Source organism: Nocardioides sp. OK12 (genome assembly GCF_024341885.1).
Lineage (GTDB): Bacteria > Actinomycetota > Actinomycetes > Propionibacteriales > Nocardioidaceae > Nocardioides > Nocardioides marinisabuli.
This window is the reverse complement of sequence record NZ_BNET01000002.1, coordinates 584,635-600,013: the sequence shown is the minus strand read 5'-3', so window position 1 is coordinate 600,013 and position 15,379 is coordinate 584,635. Positions and strand designations below refer to the sequence as shown.

Genomic DNA, 15,379 nt, shown 5'->3' with positions numbered 1-15,379 from the left:
AGGGGTGACTAGATGCGACCCGGGGTATCGCGCTGATGCACACAGTGACCGTCCGCGGGGACATATTGCGCTCTCCTCCGAGAGCAGCACTAAGCCCGCGCAGGCGGCCCTACTCCTTTACCTTGAGCCGTCCTCATCACCTCGACAGTGGAGTCACCGTGCTTCTACGCCAGCGCCGAGTCGCTGCCGGCCTCGCCACCCTCCTCGCCACCTCAGGCCTGGTCGCCTTCGGCGCTTCCGCCCCCGCCGTCGCTGCGGAACCGGGTACGCCCGTCTCCGGCACGATCGACGTCGACACGACGTGGAGTGCCGAGGACAGCCCGTACGTGCTGACCGGGCGGATCACCATCCCGGAGGGCGTCACCCTGACCATCGGCGACGGGGTCACGGTGGGCACGTCGAACGCCTACGGATCTGGCTTCGACGTCGCTGGCACCCTGGAAGCGCTGGGCATCGAGTCTGAGCCGGTCGTCTTCGACTCATCATGGAGCGACAAGTACGACGACCTGCTCCGGCCCGTGGGGGCGCTGGCTCGGCTTGACCTCTCCCACGTGGAAAGTCTTTCGGCCAGATATCTGACCGGCTCCGGCTACTACGCGTCCCCCGCGGCCTTCGCGCAGGTTCGTGCCGTCGACTCACGACTCACCGGCCAGCTCCACCTCAGCGGCGCGTCCGGGACCATCGAGCTGAGACGCAACCGGTTGCTCTCCAGCCAGCTCACCATCAACAACCCGGTGGAGAGCGCCATCAGCATCACCGACAACCGGCTGCGGGACTCCTCCTTGACGTGTGGCGGCGCCGGCCGGCTGACGATGTCGGGAAACACGTTGGAACGGACGAACTGGCAGGGTTCCCGGATCAGCAGCCAGGACGACTGCCTTCTCACCGCCTCCGGCAACTACTGGGAGGCGACGGCCGAGCAGGTCGGCAACCGCGTCCAAGGTGCAGCTCGCGTCGTGGTCACTCCCCTGGCCGACGCACCTTCTGCCGACACCCCTGCGCTCCCTCCCTCGCGGCCAGCGATCTACCGGAGCAGTGGTGCCGGCAATGCCCCCGTCGCGGACGTGCAGGTGGATTCCGACGGTGGGCAGGCGGCCACCGTCGTCGCCATCGCCACCAACCGCGAGACCGGCGAGGTCGATGAGACGCACGAGCTGCCCATGCTCTCGTGGCGTGACAACGCGCAGCTGAGCTTCATGTTCACCGACCTCACCCCCGGCGCTCTCTACCGTCTGTCGGCCTACGCCGAGAACGACCAGGGAAGAAGCGCGGTGAGCGAGACCGAGTCGTTCATCGCACCCACCTTGGCTGACCCGGGACCGGCGCCGACGCCTGGCACGCTCACCGAGGACACCACGTGGACCGCGGAGATGAGCCCCGTCGAGCTGACGCGGACGGTCACCGTCCCTAAGGGCGTCACCCTGACGATCGAAGCCGGCGTCTCCGTCGCCATGTCTGAGGAAGTCTGCTGCCGTACGCCGCTCTTTCACCTGGGCGGGACCATCAACGTCCAGGGCGAGGCGGGAGCCCCAGTCCTCGTGGACTCGGAGCGTGGCTCGTTCATCCGTCCGCTCGGCGAATCGGGTGTCTTTGAGGCAACTGGACTGGACATCCGCGGCGGCTACTACGGGGGGTTGGTCGAGGCGAGTGAAACCACAGCTATGCAGTCCGTGCGCATCACCCGCTCGCGTCTGCGCGGCCTGTCCCTGAGCATCGACGTGACCCAGTCCTCCTTGGACTTGACTCGTTCATTGGTGCTCGGACCTGAGTACAACGGGCCCGCAGTCACGCTCCTCGACGCGGATGATGAGCGCGTCAACATCACCGACAACCGCTTCCGCGACTCTCGGCTGTCTTGTGAAGGCTTGGGTCGGCTGGACGTCTCGGGCAACACCTTCGAGCGCACCTCGGGGGTCGCCAGCAACGACGACTGCGTCCTCGACGTGTCGGGCAACTTCTGGGAGGCTCCGGACTCCTCGCTCGGCAACCGCATCCAAGGGGCCGGACGGGTGACGGCGCTACCGACCACCGACAAGCCGACCGCGGGCACTCCGGCGCTGGCGCCGTACTCGATCAGCGCTGGCAACGAGACCCGGGACGGACGGGTCCGACTCGGTGTCTACACCGGATCGGACGGTGGGGCGCCCGGCACGGTCACTGCGACGGCCACCGACCGGGAGAGCGGCGATGTTGTCGAGGCACACACCGTCGCGCTGCCGACTTGGCGGGACGAGAGCCATCTGTCGATTAGGTTCACCACCCTCACGCCGGGCGGGCTGTACCGGCTGTCCGCCTATGCGGAGAACGAGCGGGGCCGCACCGAGACAGTCGAGACGGAATCGTTCCTGGCGCCCGAACCGGCACCGGAGCCCGAGCCGACTGAGGGCACGCTCGTCTCCGGGACCCTCACCCAGGACACCACTTGGACGATCGACGACAGCCCAGTGACGCTTACCGGCTTACTGACTATCCCTCACGACGTGACCCTGGAAGTCGAGCCCGGTGTCGTCATCCGTGCCTCGTACGTCTGCTGCTACAACCTTGGGTTCCTCGTCAATGGCACGGTGAAGCTGTTCGGCACCGACGACGCGCCTGTCACCATCGACAGCGACGGCTTCGCCATGAGGTCTGGTGTGCTGTTCACCAGTGCAGCAGCCGCGGGCGGAGCCCTGTCGATGGATCACGTCGAGGTGCGCGGCCCCGAGGTGTCGCTCTGGTACGCGGACAGCGCGTTTGGTAGCCCGATCTCGTTGTCTGTGGCCGACACCGCGCTTGGTCAGACGCGCATCGACATCGATGGCGCAAAGACAACCGACATCAATATCGTTCGCTCTAGCAGCCAATCGCGCATACACGTCTCGAATCCGCACGCTCGTACCGTTGTACGCAACAACCGCTTCCGGAACGGCTACGTCGGCTGCTCAGGTGCTGGGCGTTTGGACGCCCGGCACAACACTTTTGAGCGTCGGTCGACTCGTCTCTTCTCTTACGGCGATTGCATCCTGGACGTACGCAGCAGTCACTGGGAAGCCCCAGACGGGGACATCAACAGCCGCATCGACGGAGCCAAGCGCGCGGTGACCCTGCCATCGGCACCCATGTCCGCCGAGGAGACCCCGCGCCTCAGCCCCGCAACGCCGCAGATCGATCTCGAGATCACCGACCAGGGGGACGCGGTCGCCCACGGCACGCTTGCCTCCGATGGTGGAGCAGCCGCCGAGCTGATGGTCGCTCTCGTCAACCGCGACAACGGTGATGTCGTCGAGACGCGCACGATCGAGAGCACTTCCCCCGGCGACGAGTTCTCCGAGCGTTTCGCCGGTCTCGTCGAGGGCACGCTCTACCGCCTCGAGGCCACGGCGATCAACGAGATCGGCCGCTCGATGACCGCCACCACCGAGTCGTTCCTGGGGCAGCAGCAGGCGCCGCCGGCGCCCGTCGACGTGACCGCCACCCTCAACGCGACGACCGCGACAGTCACGTGGCGGATGCCCGAGGACAAGACGGACGGGATCACCGGTTACACGGTCGTCGTCGAGCCGTCCGGCGAGTCGGTCGAGGTCGCTGCCCCGGCCACCTCCGCCACCTTCACCGACCTGGAGCGCGGCACGAGCCACACCTTCACGGTCACCGCATCCAACGGTTCCACGACCAGCCCGGCGTCCGAGCCCTCCGGCCCGGTCACCCCGCCCGCACCGTCCACCGGTGGCGGCGGCGGTGGCGGTGGCGGTGGCGGTGGCGGTGGCGGCGCAACGCCGCCTCCGCCAGCGCTGCCCGCGGCGCCGACCGAGGTCTCGGCCGAGCGTGGAGACAAGAGCGCGACGGTGTCTTGGTCGGCGGTGACCGGCAACGTGAGCACCTACCGGGTGACGGTGTCGCCGGGTGGACGAGTGGTCGACGTGGCCGCGCCCGCCACCTCCGTGGTCATCTCTGGCCTCGAGAACGGCACAGCGCACACGTTCACCGTGGCCGCATCGACGGCGACCGGGACAGGGCCCGCGTCGGCGGCCTCGGAGCCGGTCGTCCCGGCCGGGCGCCCCGGCGCCGTCGCCGACCTGGCGAGCTCTTTCGAGGATGGCGTCGCCACCCTCGACTGGGCGGCTGCCGACCCCAACGGCACGCCCGTCACGGCGTACGTCGTGACGGTGAGCCCGGGTGACCGGAGCATCTCCGTGCCAGGCGACAGCACGTCCGCGGATGTCAGTGGCCTCGCCACCGGCCGGTCCTACACCCTGTCCGTGCGGGCCGAGAACGAGATCGGCACGGGCCAGGGCGCCTCGGTCGAGCTCGACACCGCCTCGGCACCGACCGCCCCGACGTCGGTCACCGTCACCCGTGACGGCGCGTCCACCCTCGAAGTCACCTGGGTGTCCGGAGACACCAACGGCGCCGAGGTCACCGGACACCGGGTGACCCTCTCCCCCGGTGACCACACCCAGGTCGCAGCACCGGGCAGCTCGTCGGTGCGCTTCGAGGACCTCGAGCCGGGTACGACGTACGCCGCCACCGTCGTCACGTCGAGCGATCTCGGCGACAGCGAGCCGACGACGTCGGATCCGGTCCTGGTGGCCGCGGTACCCGACCGGGTCGAGGCGCCTGAGGCCGATCGCATGCGTCGAGGCATCCGGGTGCGGTGGACCGCCCCTGACGACAACGGCGCCGAGGTGACGTCGTACGTCGTCACCAGCAACCGCGGGCACCAGCGGACCGTCGCGGGCGACGCTCTCGAGCGGCTGAAGCTGGTCTTCAAGGGCCTCGACGAGGGACGTACCTACAAGTTCCGGGTGCGGGCCGTCAACGAAGTCGGCACCTCTCGCAACGGCAGGTGGAGCGATCGGCTGCGCTGGTGAGCCACTGAGCTTGCCGAACAAGGACGGCGCCGGACCCCGTGGGTCCGGCGCCGTACTTGTTGCAGCAGGGCGAGAGGTAGGCGCTCTCAGGCCAGGGAGAGCCGCTCGCGCACCACGCCGGCGAGCCGGTCGGCGACGCCCTGCGCCTGCTCCATCGAGGGGGCCTCGACCATCACGCGCACCAGCGGCTCGGTGCCGGAGGCGCGCAGCAGGACCCGCCCGGAGCCGGCCAGCACGGCCTCCTCCTCGGCGACGGCGGCGGTGAGCACCTCGTCGTCCGTGCGGTCCTTGTCGACGCCGGGCACGTTGACCAGCACCTGCGGCAGGCGGGTCATCACCCCGGCGAGGTCGGCCAGCGAGCGACCGGTCGAAGCCATCCGGGCGGCGACGTGGAGCGTGGCCAGCAGGCCGTCGCCGGTGGTGGCGTGGCGGCTCATGATGACGTGGCCCGACTGCTCGCCGCCGAGCACGAAGCCCGAGGCGCGCATCTGCTCGAGCACGTAGCGGTCGCCGACCTTGGTGCGCGCCACGGTGATGCCGGCGGCCTCCATGGCCTGCACGAAGCCGAGGTTGCTCATCACGGTCGCCACGACCGTGTCGTCGACCAGCGAGCCGGTCTCGCGCCCGGCCAGCGCCAGGATCGCCAGCACCTGGTCGCCGTCGACCACGTCGCCGGCGGCGTCGACGGCCAGCATCCGGTCGGCGTCGCCGTCGAGGGCGAAGCCGGCGTCGGCGCCGTGCTCGAGGACCGCCTTGCGCAGCGGCTCGAGGTGCGTGGAGCCGCAGCCGTCGTTGATGTTGAGCCCGTCGGGGCTGGCGTGGATCGCGACCACGGTGGCGCCGGCCGCCTCGAGCGCGCGCGGCCCGGCGTCGTACGCCGCACCCTCGGCGCAGTCGAGCACCAGCCGGAGCCCGGCCAGCGGGCGGGCCCCGTCGGGGGCGGGCACCGTGGCGACCAGGTGGTCGGCGTAGCGCTGCACGGCCTCGGGGTGCGGGTGCACGCGGCCGACGTCGGCGCCGGTGGGCAGCGGCTCGTCGGCGTGCAGGCGCGCCTCGATCCGCTCCTCGAGGGCGTCGTCGAGCTTGTGGCCCCCGCGGGCGAAGAACTTGATGCCGTTGTCGGGCATCGGGTTGTGCGAGGCGGAGATCATCACGCCCAGGTCGGCGTCGAGCACGTCGGTCAGGTGCGCGACCCCGGGGGTCGGCAGCACGCCGACCAGGTGCACGTCGACACCGGCCGAGGCCAGCCCGGCCACGACGGCGGCCTCGAGGAACTCGCCGGAGATGCGGGTGTCGCGCCCGACGACCGCCCGGGGCCGGTGGCCCTCGAACTCGCCGGCGTCACCCAGCACGCGCGCCGCAGCAACGGAAAGGTCCAGGGCCAGGCCAGCGGTGAGGACACCGTTGGCCCGACCCCGGACCCCGTCCGTGCCGAAGAGGCGTGTCACAGAAGTGCTCACGCGTCCTCGCGGATCAGCGCTTGCTGAACTGCGGCGCCTTGCGCGCCTTCTTCAGGCCGGCCTTCTTGCGCTCGATGACGCGGGCGTCGCGGGTGAGCAGCCCGTCCTTCTTCAGCGTCGCGCGGTTGGCCTCGACGTCGATCGCGTTGAGCGAGCGGGCCACGCCCAGGCGCAGCGCGCCGGCCTGGCCGGTGATGCCGCCGCCGTGGATGCGGGCGATGACGTCGAAGCGGCCCTCGAGCTGCAGCGCAGCGAAGGGCTCGTTGACGACCTGCTGGTGCAGCTTGTTGGGGAAGTAGGAGTCCAGGGTGCGACCGTTGACGGTCCACACGCCGGTGCCCGGGACGATGCGCACGCGGGCCACGGCCTCCTTGCGACGGCCGGTGGCCGCGCCGGGGGCGATGGTCGCGGGACGCTCGGCGACAGCCTCGGCGCTCGGGGCGCTCTCGGAGCTGTAGGCGACGCCCTGCTCGTCGGGGGTGAAGGTCTCCTCGACCTCGGTGCTGTTCTCGTTCTCGGTGGTCTCAGCCACGATGTTCCTCACTCAGTCTTTCTCGACGACGACGATTACTGGGAGATCTGGCTGATCTCGAACGGGACGGCCTGCTGGGCCTGGTGCGGGTGGGTGGGACCCGAGTAGACCTTGAGCTTCTTCAGGATCTGGCGGCCCAGCTTGTTCTTGGGGAGCATGCCCCACACGGCCATCTCGATCGCCCGGCGAGCGTCCTTCTCCAGGACCTCACCGATCGGCGTCGCGGACAGACCACCCGGGAAGCCGGAGTGGCGGTAGGCCATCTTCTTGGTCGCCTTGTCGCCCGAGAGCGACACCTTCTCGGCGTTGATGATGACGACGAAGTCGCCACCGTCGACGTGCGGGGCGAAGGTCGGCTTGTGCTTGCCACGGATGAGGGTCGCGGCCTGGACGGCGAGGCGTCCGAGGCGGACGTCGGTGGCGTCGATGACGTGCCACTCGCGCTGGATGTCCCCAGGCTTCGGGCTGTAGGTACGCACGGCTGATCTACTCTCTTCGTTCGTTGGTCCCCGTCGAGCTGCTCGGCGGGGTGGTGGAGCACGGCCTCTGACGAACACGGCCCGGTTCGCACCGACCAGCCCCGGACCACGAGTGGTCTGGGTGGGGCTCGGCTCACGTCCGGATCAGCACCTCGACGAGGACGTCGGGGCGCGGCAGGGGTCGCGACCGGTAAGACTACGGTGGCGCGCGGCGTACGGCCAAATGCGTGACGGGGCCCGCTCCGCGGACACCGGGTTAACACTCGCTGCGGACGCGGGCTAAAGTCGCGAAGCGTGACCGAATCTCTGACAGTCCGTGACAACCGCACCGGACAGGAGTACGACGTCCCGATCACCGACGGCTCCATCAAGGCCGCCGACATCGGGAAGATCAAGGCCGACGAGGAGACTCCCGGCCTGGCCGTGTACGACCCCGGCTTCGTCAACACCGCCTCCTGCCGCAGTGCCGTGACCTACATCGACGGTGAGAAGGGCATCCTCGAGTACCGCGGGTACCCGATCGAGCAGCTCGCCGAGAAGTCGAACTTCCTGGAGGTCTCCTACCTCCTGATCCACGGCGCGCTCCCGACCAAGGCCGAGTACGAGGCGTGGGTGCACGAGATCACCTACCACACCTTCGTGCACGAGAACGTCAAGACCTTCATGCAGGGCTTCCGCTACGACGCGCACCCGATGGGCATGCTGATGGCCTCCACCGGGGCGCTGTCGACCTTCTACCCCGACGCGCGCAACATCTCCGACCCCGACAACCGGCACATGCAGATCGTGCGGATGATCGCGAAGATGCCGACGCTGGGCGCCTGGTCGTTCCGCCACGCGCAGGGCAAGCCCTACATCTACCCCGACAACGACCTCTCCTACACCGCGAACTTCCTCTCGATGCTCTTCAAGATGAGCGAGTCGAAGTTCGAGGCCGACGAGCGCCTGGTCAAGGCCCTCGACATCCTGTTCATCCTGCACGCCGACCACGAGCAGAACTGCTCGACCAACGCGGTGCGCTCGGTGGGCTCCTCGCAGGTCGACCCCTACTCGGCGGTCTCGGCCGGCATCGGCGCCCTCTACGGCCCGCTGCACGGCGGCGCCAACGAGGCGGTGCTGCGGATGCTGCGGCGCATCGGGACCAAGGAGAACATCCCGGCCTTTATCGAGGGCGTCAAGAACGGCAACGAGAAGCTGATGGGCTTCGGCCACCGGGTCTACAAGAACCACGACCCGCGCGCCACCATCATCAAGAAGGCCTGCGACGACGTCTTCGAGGTCACCGGGGTCAACCCGCTGCTCGAGATCGCCAAGGAGCTGGAGAAGATCGCCCTCGAGGACGAGTACTTCATCTCCCGCAAGCTCTACCCCAACGTGGACTTCTACTCGGGCCTGATCTACGAGGCCTTCCAGTTCCCGCCCGAGATGTTCACGGTGCTCTTCGCCATCGGGCGCACCCCGGGCTGGCTCGCGCAGTGGCTCGAGCTGGTCCAGGACAAGGAGCAGAAGATCGCCCGCCCGAAGCAGATCTACACCGGTGAGCGTCGTCTCGACTTCACCCCGGCCTCGGAGCGGTGGGCCTGAGCCCCACCCACGGTCCCGCCACGACCCCGGTCCCCCACGTGGGGGCCGGGGTCGTGTGGGACCTGGGCAACGTGCTGATCGACTGGGACGCCTCCCGGGCGATCGCGGCCGGGGTCGGCGAGCACGAGGCGGCGCGCTTCCTGGCCGCCGACGACTTCGACTTCCGCGCCTACAACCACGGCCCCGACTCGGGGCTGTCGTGGGACGAGGCGGAGACCGCGGTCGCGCGCAGCCACCCGCACTGGCTCGAGCACGCCCGCGCCTACCGCGCCCACTTCCCCGCCTCCCTGGTCGGCGAGGTCCCCGGCAGCAGCGACCTGGTGCGCGAGCTGCACGCGGGCGGCGTACGCCAGTGGGGGCTGACGAACTGGTCGCACGAGCTCTACCCGCACGCCCCGCGGATGTTCGAGGTGCTCGCGCTGCTCGACGACGTCGTGGTCTCGGGCACCGAGGGGCTGGCCAAGCCGGACCCGCGGGTCTACGAGCTGCTGGTGGCCCGCACCGGGCGCCCGCTGGCCGACCTGGTCTTCGTCGACGACCGCGCCGACAACGTGGCGGCCGCCTGCGCGCTGGGGATGACCGGGCTGGTCTTCACCGGCGCCGAGGCGCTGCGCCTCGACCTGCGGGGGCTCGGGCTCCCGGTCTGAGGACGGTCTGGACCCGGTCTGAACCCGTGCTCAGGAGCCCCCCAGCGCGAGCGTGCCTCGGGCCTTCCGGCCCTTCGTCGGCACGACCGTGACCCGCAGCCGGTCGGCCTCGCCGGCCCGCACCAGGCGCTGACCCAGCCGCGTCAGGCGTACGCCGCTCGCGCGAGGACGGTCGGGGTCGAGCCGCACGCGCCCGCGGGCCACCCGGCCCTTCGCACCGGGAGCGGTCGCGGTGACCCGCGCCGCGCCCGGCAGCGAGCTCAGCACCTGCAACGACAGGGTGCGCCCGCTGACGCCGGCGGTGCGCGGCAGCGCCAGGGTCGCGCGGCCGGGGAGCACCGTGATGGTGGTGCTGGCGGCGTTGTTGGTGAAGTCGACGTCGGTCGAGGCCGAGCTGACGGTGGCGGTGTTGACGAGCTCGGCCGAATCGTCGGTGCCGGGGGTCTCGACCTCGGTGCGGTCGTGCAGGCAGACCAGGTCGAGCAGCGCCTCCTGCGGCGACCCGGTGGGGTTGAGCAGCCGGAAGGCGCGGGTCTTGAGCCGCGGGTCGTGGCCGAGGCCCACCAGGCCGTCGGGCAGGTCGAAGGTGGCCACCACGCCCTTGGCGTCGTCGGGGCAGACCACCTGCTCCTCGACCACCGCCCCGGCCGGCACCACGACGCGGCGCTCGACGTGGGTGGTGCGCAGCTGGTGGGTGTGGCCCTGCGCGGCGGTGGTGGCGGTGCGCAGGCAGCGCACCGACGCGGTCAGCGTGGTCGCCTCCTGCACCAGCACGTCGAGGCGCCAGCCGGTCGCGGTGGGCTCGGAGGCCACCAGCCGGGCGGTGCCGCCCGAGAGGTCGTGACCGGGGGCCACGGGCGTGGTCGCCGCGGGGCAGGTCAGCCGGGTGCTGTGCCGTCCCGGCGCCAGGGCCCGGGTCTCGGTGACCAGCGCGGTGTCGGCGACCAGGTCGTGGGCGTGGCCGTCGGCGTGCCCGGTCTGCCGGTCGGCGGGCTCGGTGCTGCCGGGCAGGCAGACGCCGAAGGCCTTGGCCTGGGCGCGGCCGGTGGCGTCGTTGCGCACGACCGCCTTCCAGGTCCCGACACCGGTGCTCCGCGCCGAGAGCACCCGTACGTCGGCGAGCGTGCCGGTGCCCTGGTCGACGTGGTCGACGCGGACCGCGCCGTCGGAGACGATGCCGCCCGGGCAGCCCAGCGTCACCGAGCGGGTCTGCCCGGCCTCGAGGTCGACGTGCACCTCCTGCTTCGTGGGCGTGAGGTGGTGGTGGGCCTGCGGGTGCGCGGTGCGCCCGGACCCGGCGACCGGGTCGACGAGCACGTCGAGCCGCACACCGTGCGTGGCGCCGGCCGCGAGGTCACCGACCTGGCAGGTCACCACGCCCGCGGCCGCCGAGCACCCGGGGCTCGCGGACTCGAGGGTCACCCCCGCCGGCAGCGGGTCGCGGAGCACGACCCCGGTCGCCGTCGCCGTCCCGAGGTTGCGGGCGGTGAGCGTGTACGACGTCCGCCCGCCGCCGCGCACCGACGTCGCGGACGCGGTCTTGGTCAGCGTGACGTCGGTCGTCCCCGGCGGCTCCGGGGTGGGCGGCGGTGCCGTCGTGGGCGGGGAGGTCGGCGGCAGGCACAGGGTGGGCGAGAACAGCCGCTGGTGGGTCTCGAAGGCGGAGCTGAACCGCTGGGCCAGCACCTGGCCGATGGTGTGGCCGGCCCGGGCGACGACCACGTGGGCGGCGGGGGCCAGGATGCTGCCACCCCAGGCGCTGCCGATGTCGAGGGTCACCCGCGAGGCGTCGGCCAGGCTCCACAGCACCCCGGGGCGGGTGGCCATCGTCGAGTCGTTGGCCTGCTGCCAGCCTCCCGGCTCGCGCACCCAGACCTGGCCCCGGACGGTGACGTCGGCCCCGTCGACGACCACCAGCAGCGTCGAGCCGGTCGGCACGTCGTAGCCGATGTTGCGTCCGGAGGCGAGCTGCGCCGCGGTGGGGCGCACGACGTTGAGGACGGGGTCGGTGCCGCGCAGCACCAGGCTGGGCTGAGCGCTGATCTCGTTGTTCTCCAGCACCGTGGCGGTGCTCGGTGTCGCGGCGATCCGTGCGGCCAGGGCGCGCAGCCCCACGAAGGCGGCCGGGACGTCGACGGGGTTGGCGTCGAGGTAGGTGCCGCCGCCGTTGAAGTTGACCCCGCTGCGGGGCACCACCCAGGCGCTGCCGCGCTGGAGGTTGAACCACTGGCCGTGGGAGCCGGCCACGACCAGCGTGGGGGCGGTCTTCTCGGAGGTGAGCCGGGTGCCGACGGTCATGCCGCTGGCGGCGAGGTCGCCGCCGTAGGCGATGGCCCCCTCCGACTCCGAGCCGCGGGTGCCGTGGGTCGCGACGAACTCCGTGTACGGCGTGGCCGCGCCCAGCGGGTGGGTCAGCGTCTCGCAGGCCGCTCCCCCGCCGGTGCCGGCCGCGGCGCCCGACGAGCCCGGCAGGGCGATCATCGCGGCGGCCGCGAGGGCCCCGGCCAGCAGGCTCGCGCCCGTGGCCCTGGCGCCGCGTCGTACGAGCTGGTGGTGGTGTCGCAGCATGGTGGCCCCCCGCCTCCGGGGGCGCCGCTCGGCACCCCCGCCCCGACGCTAGGGGCCCGGGAGGGGGCGCGGGACGGCTGTGGAGGAGCCGTTACCGCCGCGTCGACGAACCGGGCACCGCCCGAGGACCGGGCCCTCGGGCGGTGCCGTCGTCAGCGGTCGTCGGCGGGTCAGACGCCCCGGTCGCGGTCGGCCCAGTACGGCGCCCGCAGCTCGCGCTTGAGGATCTTGCCGGTCGGGTTGCGCGGCAGCATCTCGATGACGTCGACGCTCTTGGGGCACTTGAAGTGCGCCAGGTGCTCGCGGCAGTGGTCGATGATCTCCTGCTCGGTGGCCGAGGCGCCCTCCTTGAGCGCCACCACCGCCTTGACCGACTCGCCCCAGGTGTCGTCGGGGATGCCGATGACCGCGACCTCCATCACCGCCGGGTGCTCGGCGAGCACCCGCTCGACCTCGGGGCTGTAGATGTTCTCCCCGCCCGAGATGATCATGTCCTTGAGGCGGTCCTCGACGAAGACGTAGCCGTCGGCGTCGACCTTGCCCATGTCGCCGGTGCGGAACCAGCCGTCCTCGGTGATCACCTCGGCGGTGGCCTCGGGGCGGTTGAGGTAGCCCTTGAAGAGCTGGGGCGTGCGCAGCCAGATCTCCCCGTGCTCGCCGGTGGGCAGGTCCTCGAGGGTCGCGGGGTCGACGATGCGCACCTCCACCTCGGGCACCGCGCGGCCGGCCGAGACCAGCCGCTCGGGGTGCCCGTCGGCGATCGCGGTGCGGTGCTCCTCGGGCATCAGGTGGGTGGCCACCCCGGAGACCTCGGTCAGGCCGTAGACCTGCATGAAGTCGGTGTCGGGCCAGGCCTCCATCGCCGCGCGCAGCAGCGGCGGCGGCATCGGGGCCGCGCCGTAGGTGTAGGTCTTCAGCGCCCCGAAGAGCTTGATCGCGTCGGGGCCCGACTGCAGCACCTGGGCGAGCACCGCCGGCACCAGGAAGGTGCGGTTGGCGCCGGCCAGGATCGCACCGGCCAGGGAGGCGCCGTCGGGGTCGCGGGTCATGATGCTGGGGATGCCGTCGTGCAGCCCGAAGAGCACGTACGACGACCCGCCGACGTGGAAGAGCGGCATCGCGACCATCGACTTGTCGCCGGGCTCGAAGCCCCACCCGTCGTGGGAGTTGATGGTGTGGGCGATCATGTTGGCGTGGGTGAGCATCACGCCCTTGGGGTGCCCGGTGGTGCCCGAGGAGTACATCACCAGGCAGGTGTCGTCGGGCTCGACGTCGGCGGAGCGTCCGGTGGGCGTGGCCGCGGCCAGGCGGGTCTCGTAGTCGTCGGGCCCTGAGTCGTCGCCGCCCTCGGGGGTGACCTCGATGACGTGCTCGACACCGGTGAGCCGGTCGCGGATCTGCTCGATCTGGCCCTTGAGCTCGGAGCCGACCAGCAGCACCTTGGCGCCGGAGTCGTTGACGGCGTAGTCGATCTCCTCCCCGGCGAGGCGGAAGTTGATGATCGCGTTGGCGGCCCCCAGCGCCCCCGCGGCGAGGCTGAGCTCGACGCAGGCCGGGTGGTTCTTGTCGAGGAAGGCCACCACGTCGCCGCGGCCGACCCCGAGCCCGGCCAGCATGCCGGTGCAGCGGCGTACGCGCTCGTCCCACTGCGCCCAGGTCCAGCTGCGGCCCAGGTAGCTCATCGCCTCCTCGTCGGGCTTGGTGGCCGCCCAGTGGGCGAGGCGGTCGTCGACGAAGCGGGGCGTCGGACCGGGCGCGGGGCCGGTGGTCGAGGTGCCCGGGGTGGCCGAAGTGGAGGTGTCGGTCGGGGTGGCAGTCATGGGGCCGAGTGTGACCGAGCCCACAGGGCCCATCAAGAGGTGTGCTGGATCGTCTCAGTTCTTGCCGCGCGTCCAGCGGGGTCTCAGGTGGCTCACAGCCGCGGTCGGCACCATGGGGACCATGAACGAGACTCCCCGCGACCCCGAGCACCCGACCGGGCACGGCCCGTACGACGACACCAGCGCCTACGACCTCGGCCCGCAGCCGACCTGGGCGCCGGACGACGAGACCGCCACCCAGCAGGTCGTCCCGCCGGCGTACGCCGCTGCGCCCGCAGCCCCGCCTGCGCGGGGGCGCAAGGGGTTCGCCGCTGCCGTGGTGGCGGCCTCGCTGGTCGTCGGCGGCGCGGCCGGCCTCGGTGGCGCCGCGACGTGGAGCGCCCTCGAGGACGACGGGGCGGGGACCGGCTCCCCCTCGGGCGTGCAGACCTCGCAGGTCGTCGACACCCCGGTCAGCGACGCCGAGCCCGGCTCGGTGCAGCAGGTCGCCGAGACGGTGCTGCCCTCGGTGGTGCGCATCGACGTCAGCAGCGGCCAGGAGGGTGGCTCGGGCTCGGGGATCGTGCTCTCCTCCGACGGGCAGATCCTCACCAACGAGCACGTGATCGCGGCCGCCGGGGAGGGCGCCGACATCACGGTCTCCTTCGACGACGGCTCGCGCGCCACGGCCACCGTGCTGGGCGCCGACCCGCTCACGGACACCGCGGTCATCCAGGCCGAGGGCGTCGAGGGCCTGACCCCCGCGACGATCGGTAGCTCCGAGGACCTGCGGGTCGGCCAGGAGGTGGTCGCCATCGGTTCCCCCTTCGGTCTCGACGCCACCGTCACCAGCGGCATCGTCAGCGCCCTGGACCGCCCCGTGGGCGTGGCCAGCGACGCCTCGGGCGACGCCACCATCTACCCCGCCATCCAGACCGACGCGGCGATCAACCCCGGCAACAGCGGCGGCCCGCTGGTCGACACCAACGGCCACGTGGTCGGCATCAACTCCTCCATCCGCACCTCGGGCTCGACCTCGGGCGCGAGCGGCGGCTCGATCGGCCTGGGCTTCTCGATCCCGATCGACGAGGTGCTGCCGATCGTGGAGCAGATGGCCGCCGGCGAGACCCCGACCCACGCCCGCCTGGGCATCTCGGTCAGCGACGCGACCGCCGCCGAGGGCCAGAGCGGCGCCGAGGCCGTCATCGGTGCGCTGGTGCGCGAGGTGGGCGAGGGCTCGACGGCCGGCGACGCGGGCCTCGAGCCGGGCGACGTGGTGGTCCGGGTCGACGACACGATGATCACCGGCTCCGACTCGCTGGTCGCCACGATCCGCTCCTACCGCCCCGGCGACACCGTCACCCTGACCTTCGTGCGCGACGGCGAGGAGCAGAGCGTCGACCTCGAGCTCGACACCGACGCCGAGACGTCGTGACCCGGCGCAGATCTCCCGCTGACCC

At 71.4% G+C, this 15,379-nt stretch carries 9 protein-coding genes; 4 read left to right on the top strand and 5 right to left on the bottom strand.

Features of this window, described 5'->3' with window-relative positions; all coding sequences use genetic code 11:
• Window positions 1-158: 158 nt before the first annotated feature.
• Window positions 159-4,850 (top strand): fibronectin type III domain-containing protein, encoded by a 4,692-nt coding sequence (locus OCU29_RS06980; RefSeq protein ID WP_261819337.1) that lies wholly within the window; start codon window positions 159-161, stop codon window positions 4,848-4,850.
• A gap of 86 nt (window positions 4,851-4,936) precedes the next feature.
• Here the strand turns inward: OCU29_RS06980 and glmM are convergent, their stop codons facing one another.
• From glmM to rplM, 3 genes are read right to left on the bottom strand one after another with little or no spacing between them, the layout of a single operon-like run.
• Window positions 4,937-6,298, bottom strand: a complete 1,362-nt coding sequence (gene glmM, locus OCU29_RS06975; RefSeq protein WP_261819380.1) for a phosphoglucosamine mutase — start codon at window positions 6,296-6,298, stop codon at window positions 4,937-4,939.
• Between the two features lie 25 nt (window positions 6,299-6,323).
• Window positions 6,324-6,845 (bottom strand): 30S ribosomal protein S9, encoded by a 522-nt coding sequence (rpsI, locus tag OCU29_RS06970; protein ID WP_370463662.1) that lies wholly within the window; start codon window positions 6,843-6,845, stop codon window positions 6,324-6,326.
• A 32-nt stretch (window positions 6,846-6,877) separates the two neighbouring features.
• Window positions 6,878-7,321, bottom strand: coding sequence for a 50S ribosomal protein L13 (gene rplM, locus OCU29_RS06965; RefSeq protein ID WP_179615494.1), 444 nt, complete (start codon window positions 7,319-7,321; stop codon window positions 6,878-6,880).
• A 294-nt stretch (window positions 7,322-7,615) separates the two neighbouring features.
• On the opposite strand from rplM, the gene OCU29_RS06960 reads away from it, so the two are divergent.
• Together OCU29_RS06960 and OCU29_RS06955 are read left to right on the top strand one after the other, a co-directional pair.
• Window positions 7,616-8,905, top strand: a complete 1,290-nt coding sequence (locus OCU29_RS06960; protein ID WP_179615493.1) for a citrate synthase — start codon at window positions 7,616-7,618, stop codon at window positions 8,903-8,905.
• Complete coding sequence (locus OCU29_RS06955; protein ID WP_261819336.1) at window positions 8,896-9,552, top strand: HAD-IA family hydrolase; 657 nt, start codon at window positions 8,896-8,898, stop codon at window positions 9,550-9,552. The genes OCU29_RS06960 and OCU29_RS06955 overlap by 10 nt, the downstream gene beginning before the upstream one ends.
• A gap of 30 nt (window positions 9,553-9,582) precedes the next feature.
• Here the strand turns inward: OCU29_RS06955 and OCU29_RS06950 are convergent, their stop codons facing one another.
• Both OCU29_RS06950 and OCU29_RS06945 read right to left on the bottom strand, forming a co-directional pair.
• Entirely contained in the window at window positions 9,583-12,120 is a 2,538-nt protein-coding gene (locus OCU29_RS06950) for a collagen-binding domain-containing protein (RefSeq protein WP_261819335.1), read from the bottom strand.
• Window positions 12,121-12,290: 170 nt separating this feature from the next.
• A complete protein-coding gene (locus OCU29_RS06945) occupies window positions 12,291-13,940 on the bottom strand; it encodes a long-chain-fatty-acid--CoA ligase (RefSeq protein WP_261819334.1) in 1,650 nt (549 codons plus the stop codon).
• Between the two features lie 121 nt (window positions 13,941-14,061).
• Between OCU29_RS06945 and OCU29_RS06940 the strand changes: the two genes are divergently transcribed.
• Window positions 14,062-15,354, top strand: a complete 1,293-nt coding sequence (locus tag OCU29_RS06940) for a S1C family serine protease (RefSeq protein WP_179615490.1) — start codon at window positions 14,062-14,064, stop codon at window positions 15,352-15,354.
• The last annotated feature ends 25 nt before the right edge of the window (window positions 15,355-15,379 follow it).

Excerpts from the sequence above, each read along its gene's own strand:
- OCU29_RS06950 (WP_261819335.1), bottom strand. The coding sequence starts at position 12,120 with ATGCTGCGACACCACCACCAGCTCGTACGACGCGGCGCCAGGGCCACG.
- OCU29_RS06945 (WP_261819334.1), bottom strand. The coding sequence starts at position 13,940 with ATGACTGCCACCCCGACCGACACCTCCACTTCGGCCACCCCGGGCACC.
- OCU29_RS06940 (WP_179615490.1), top strand. The coding sequence starts at position 14,062 with ATGAACGAGACTCCCCGCGACCCCGAGCACCCGACCGGGCACGGCCCG.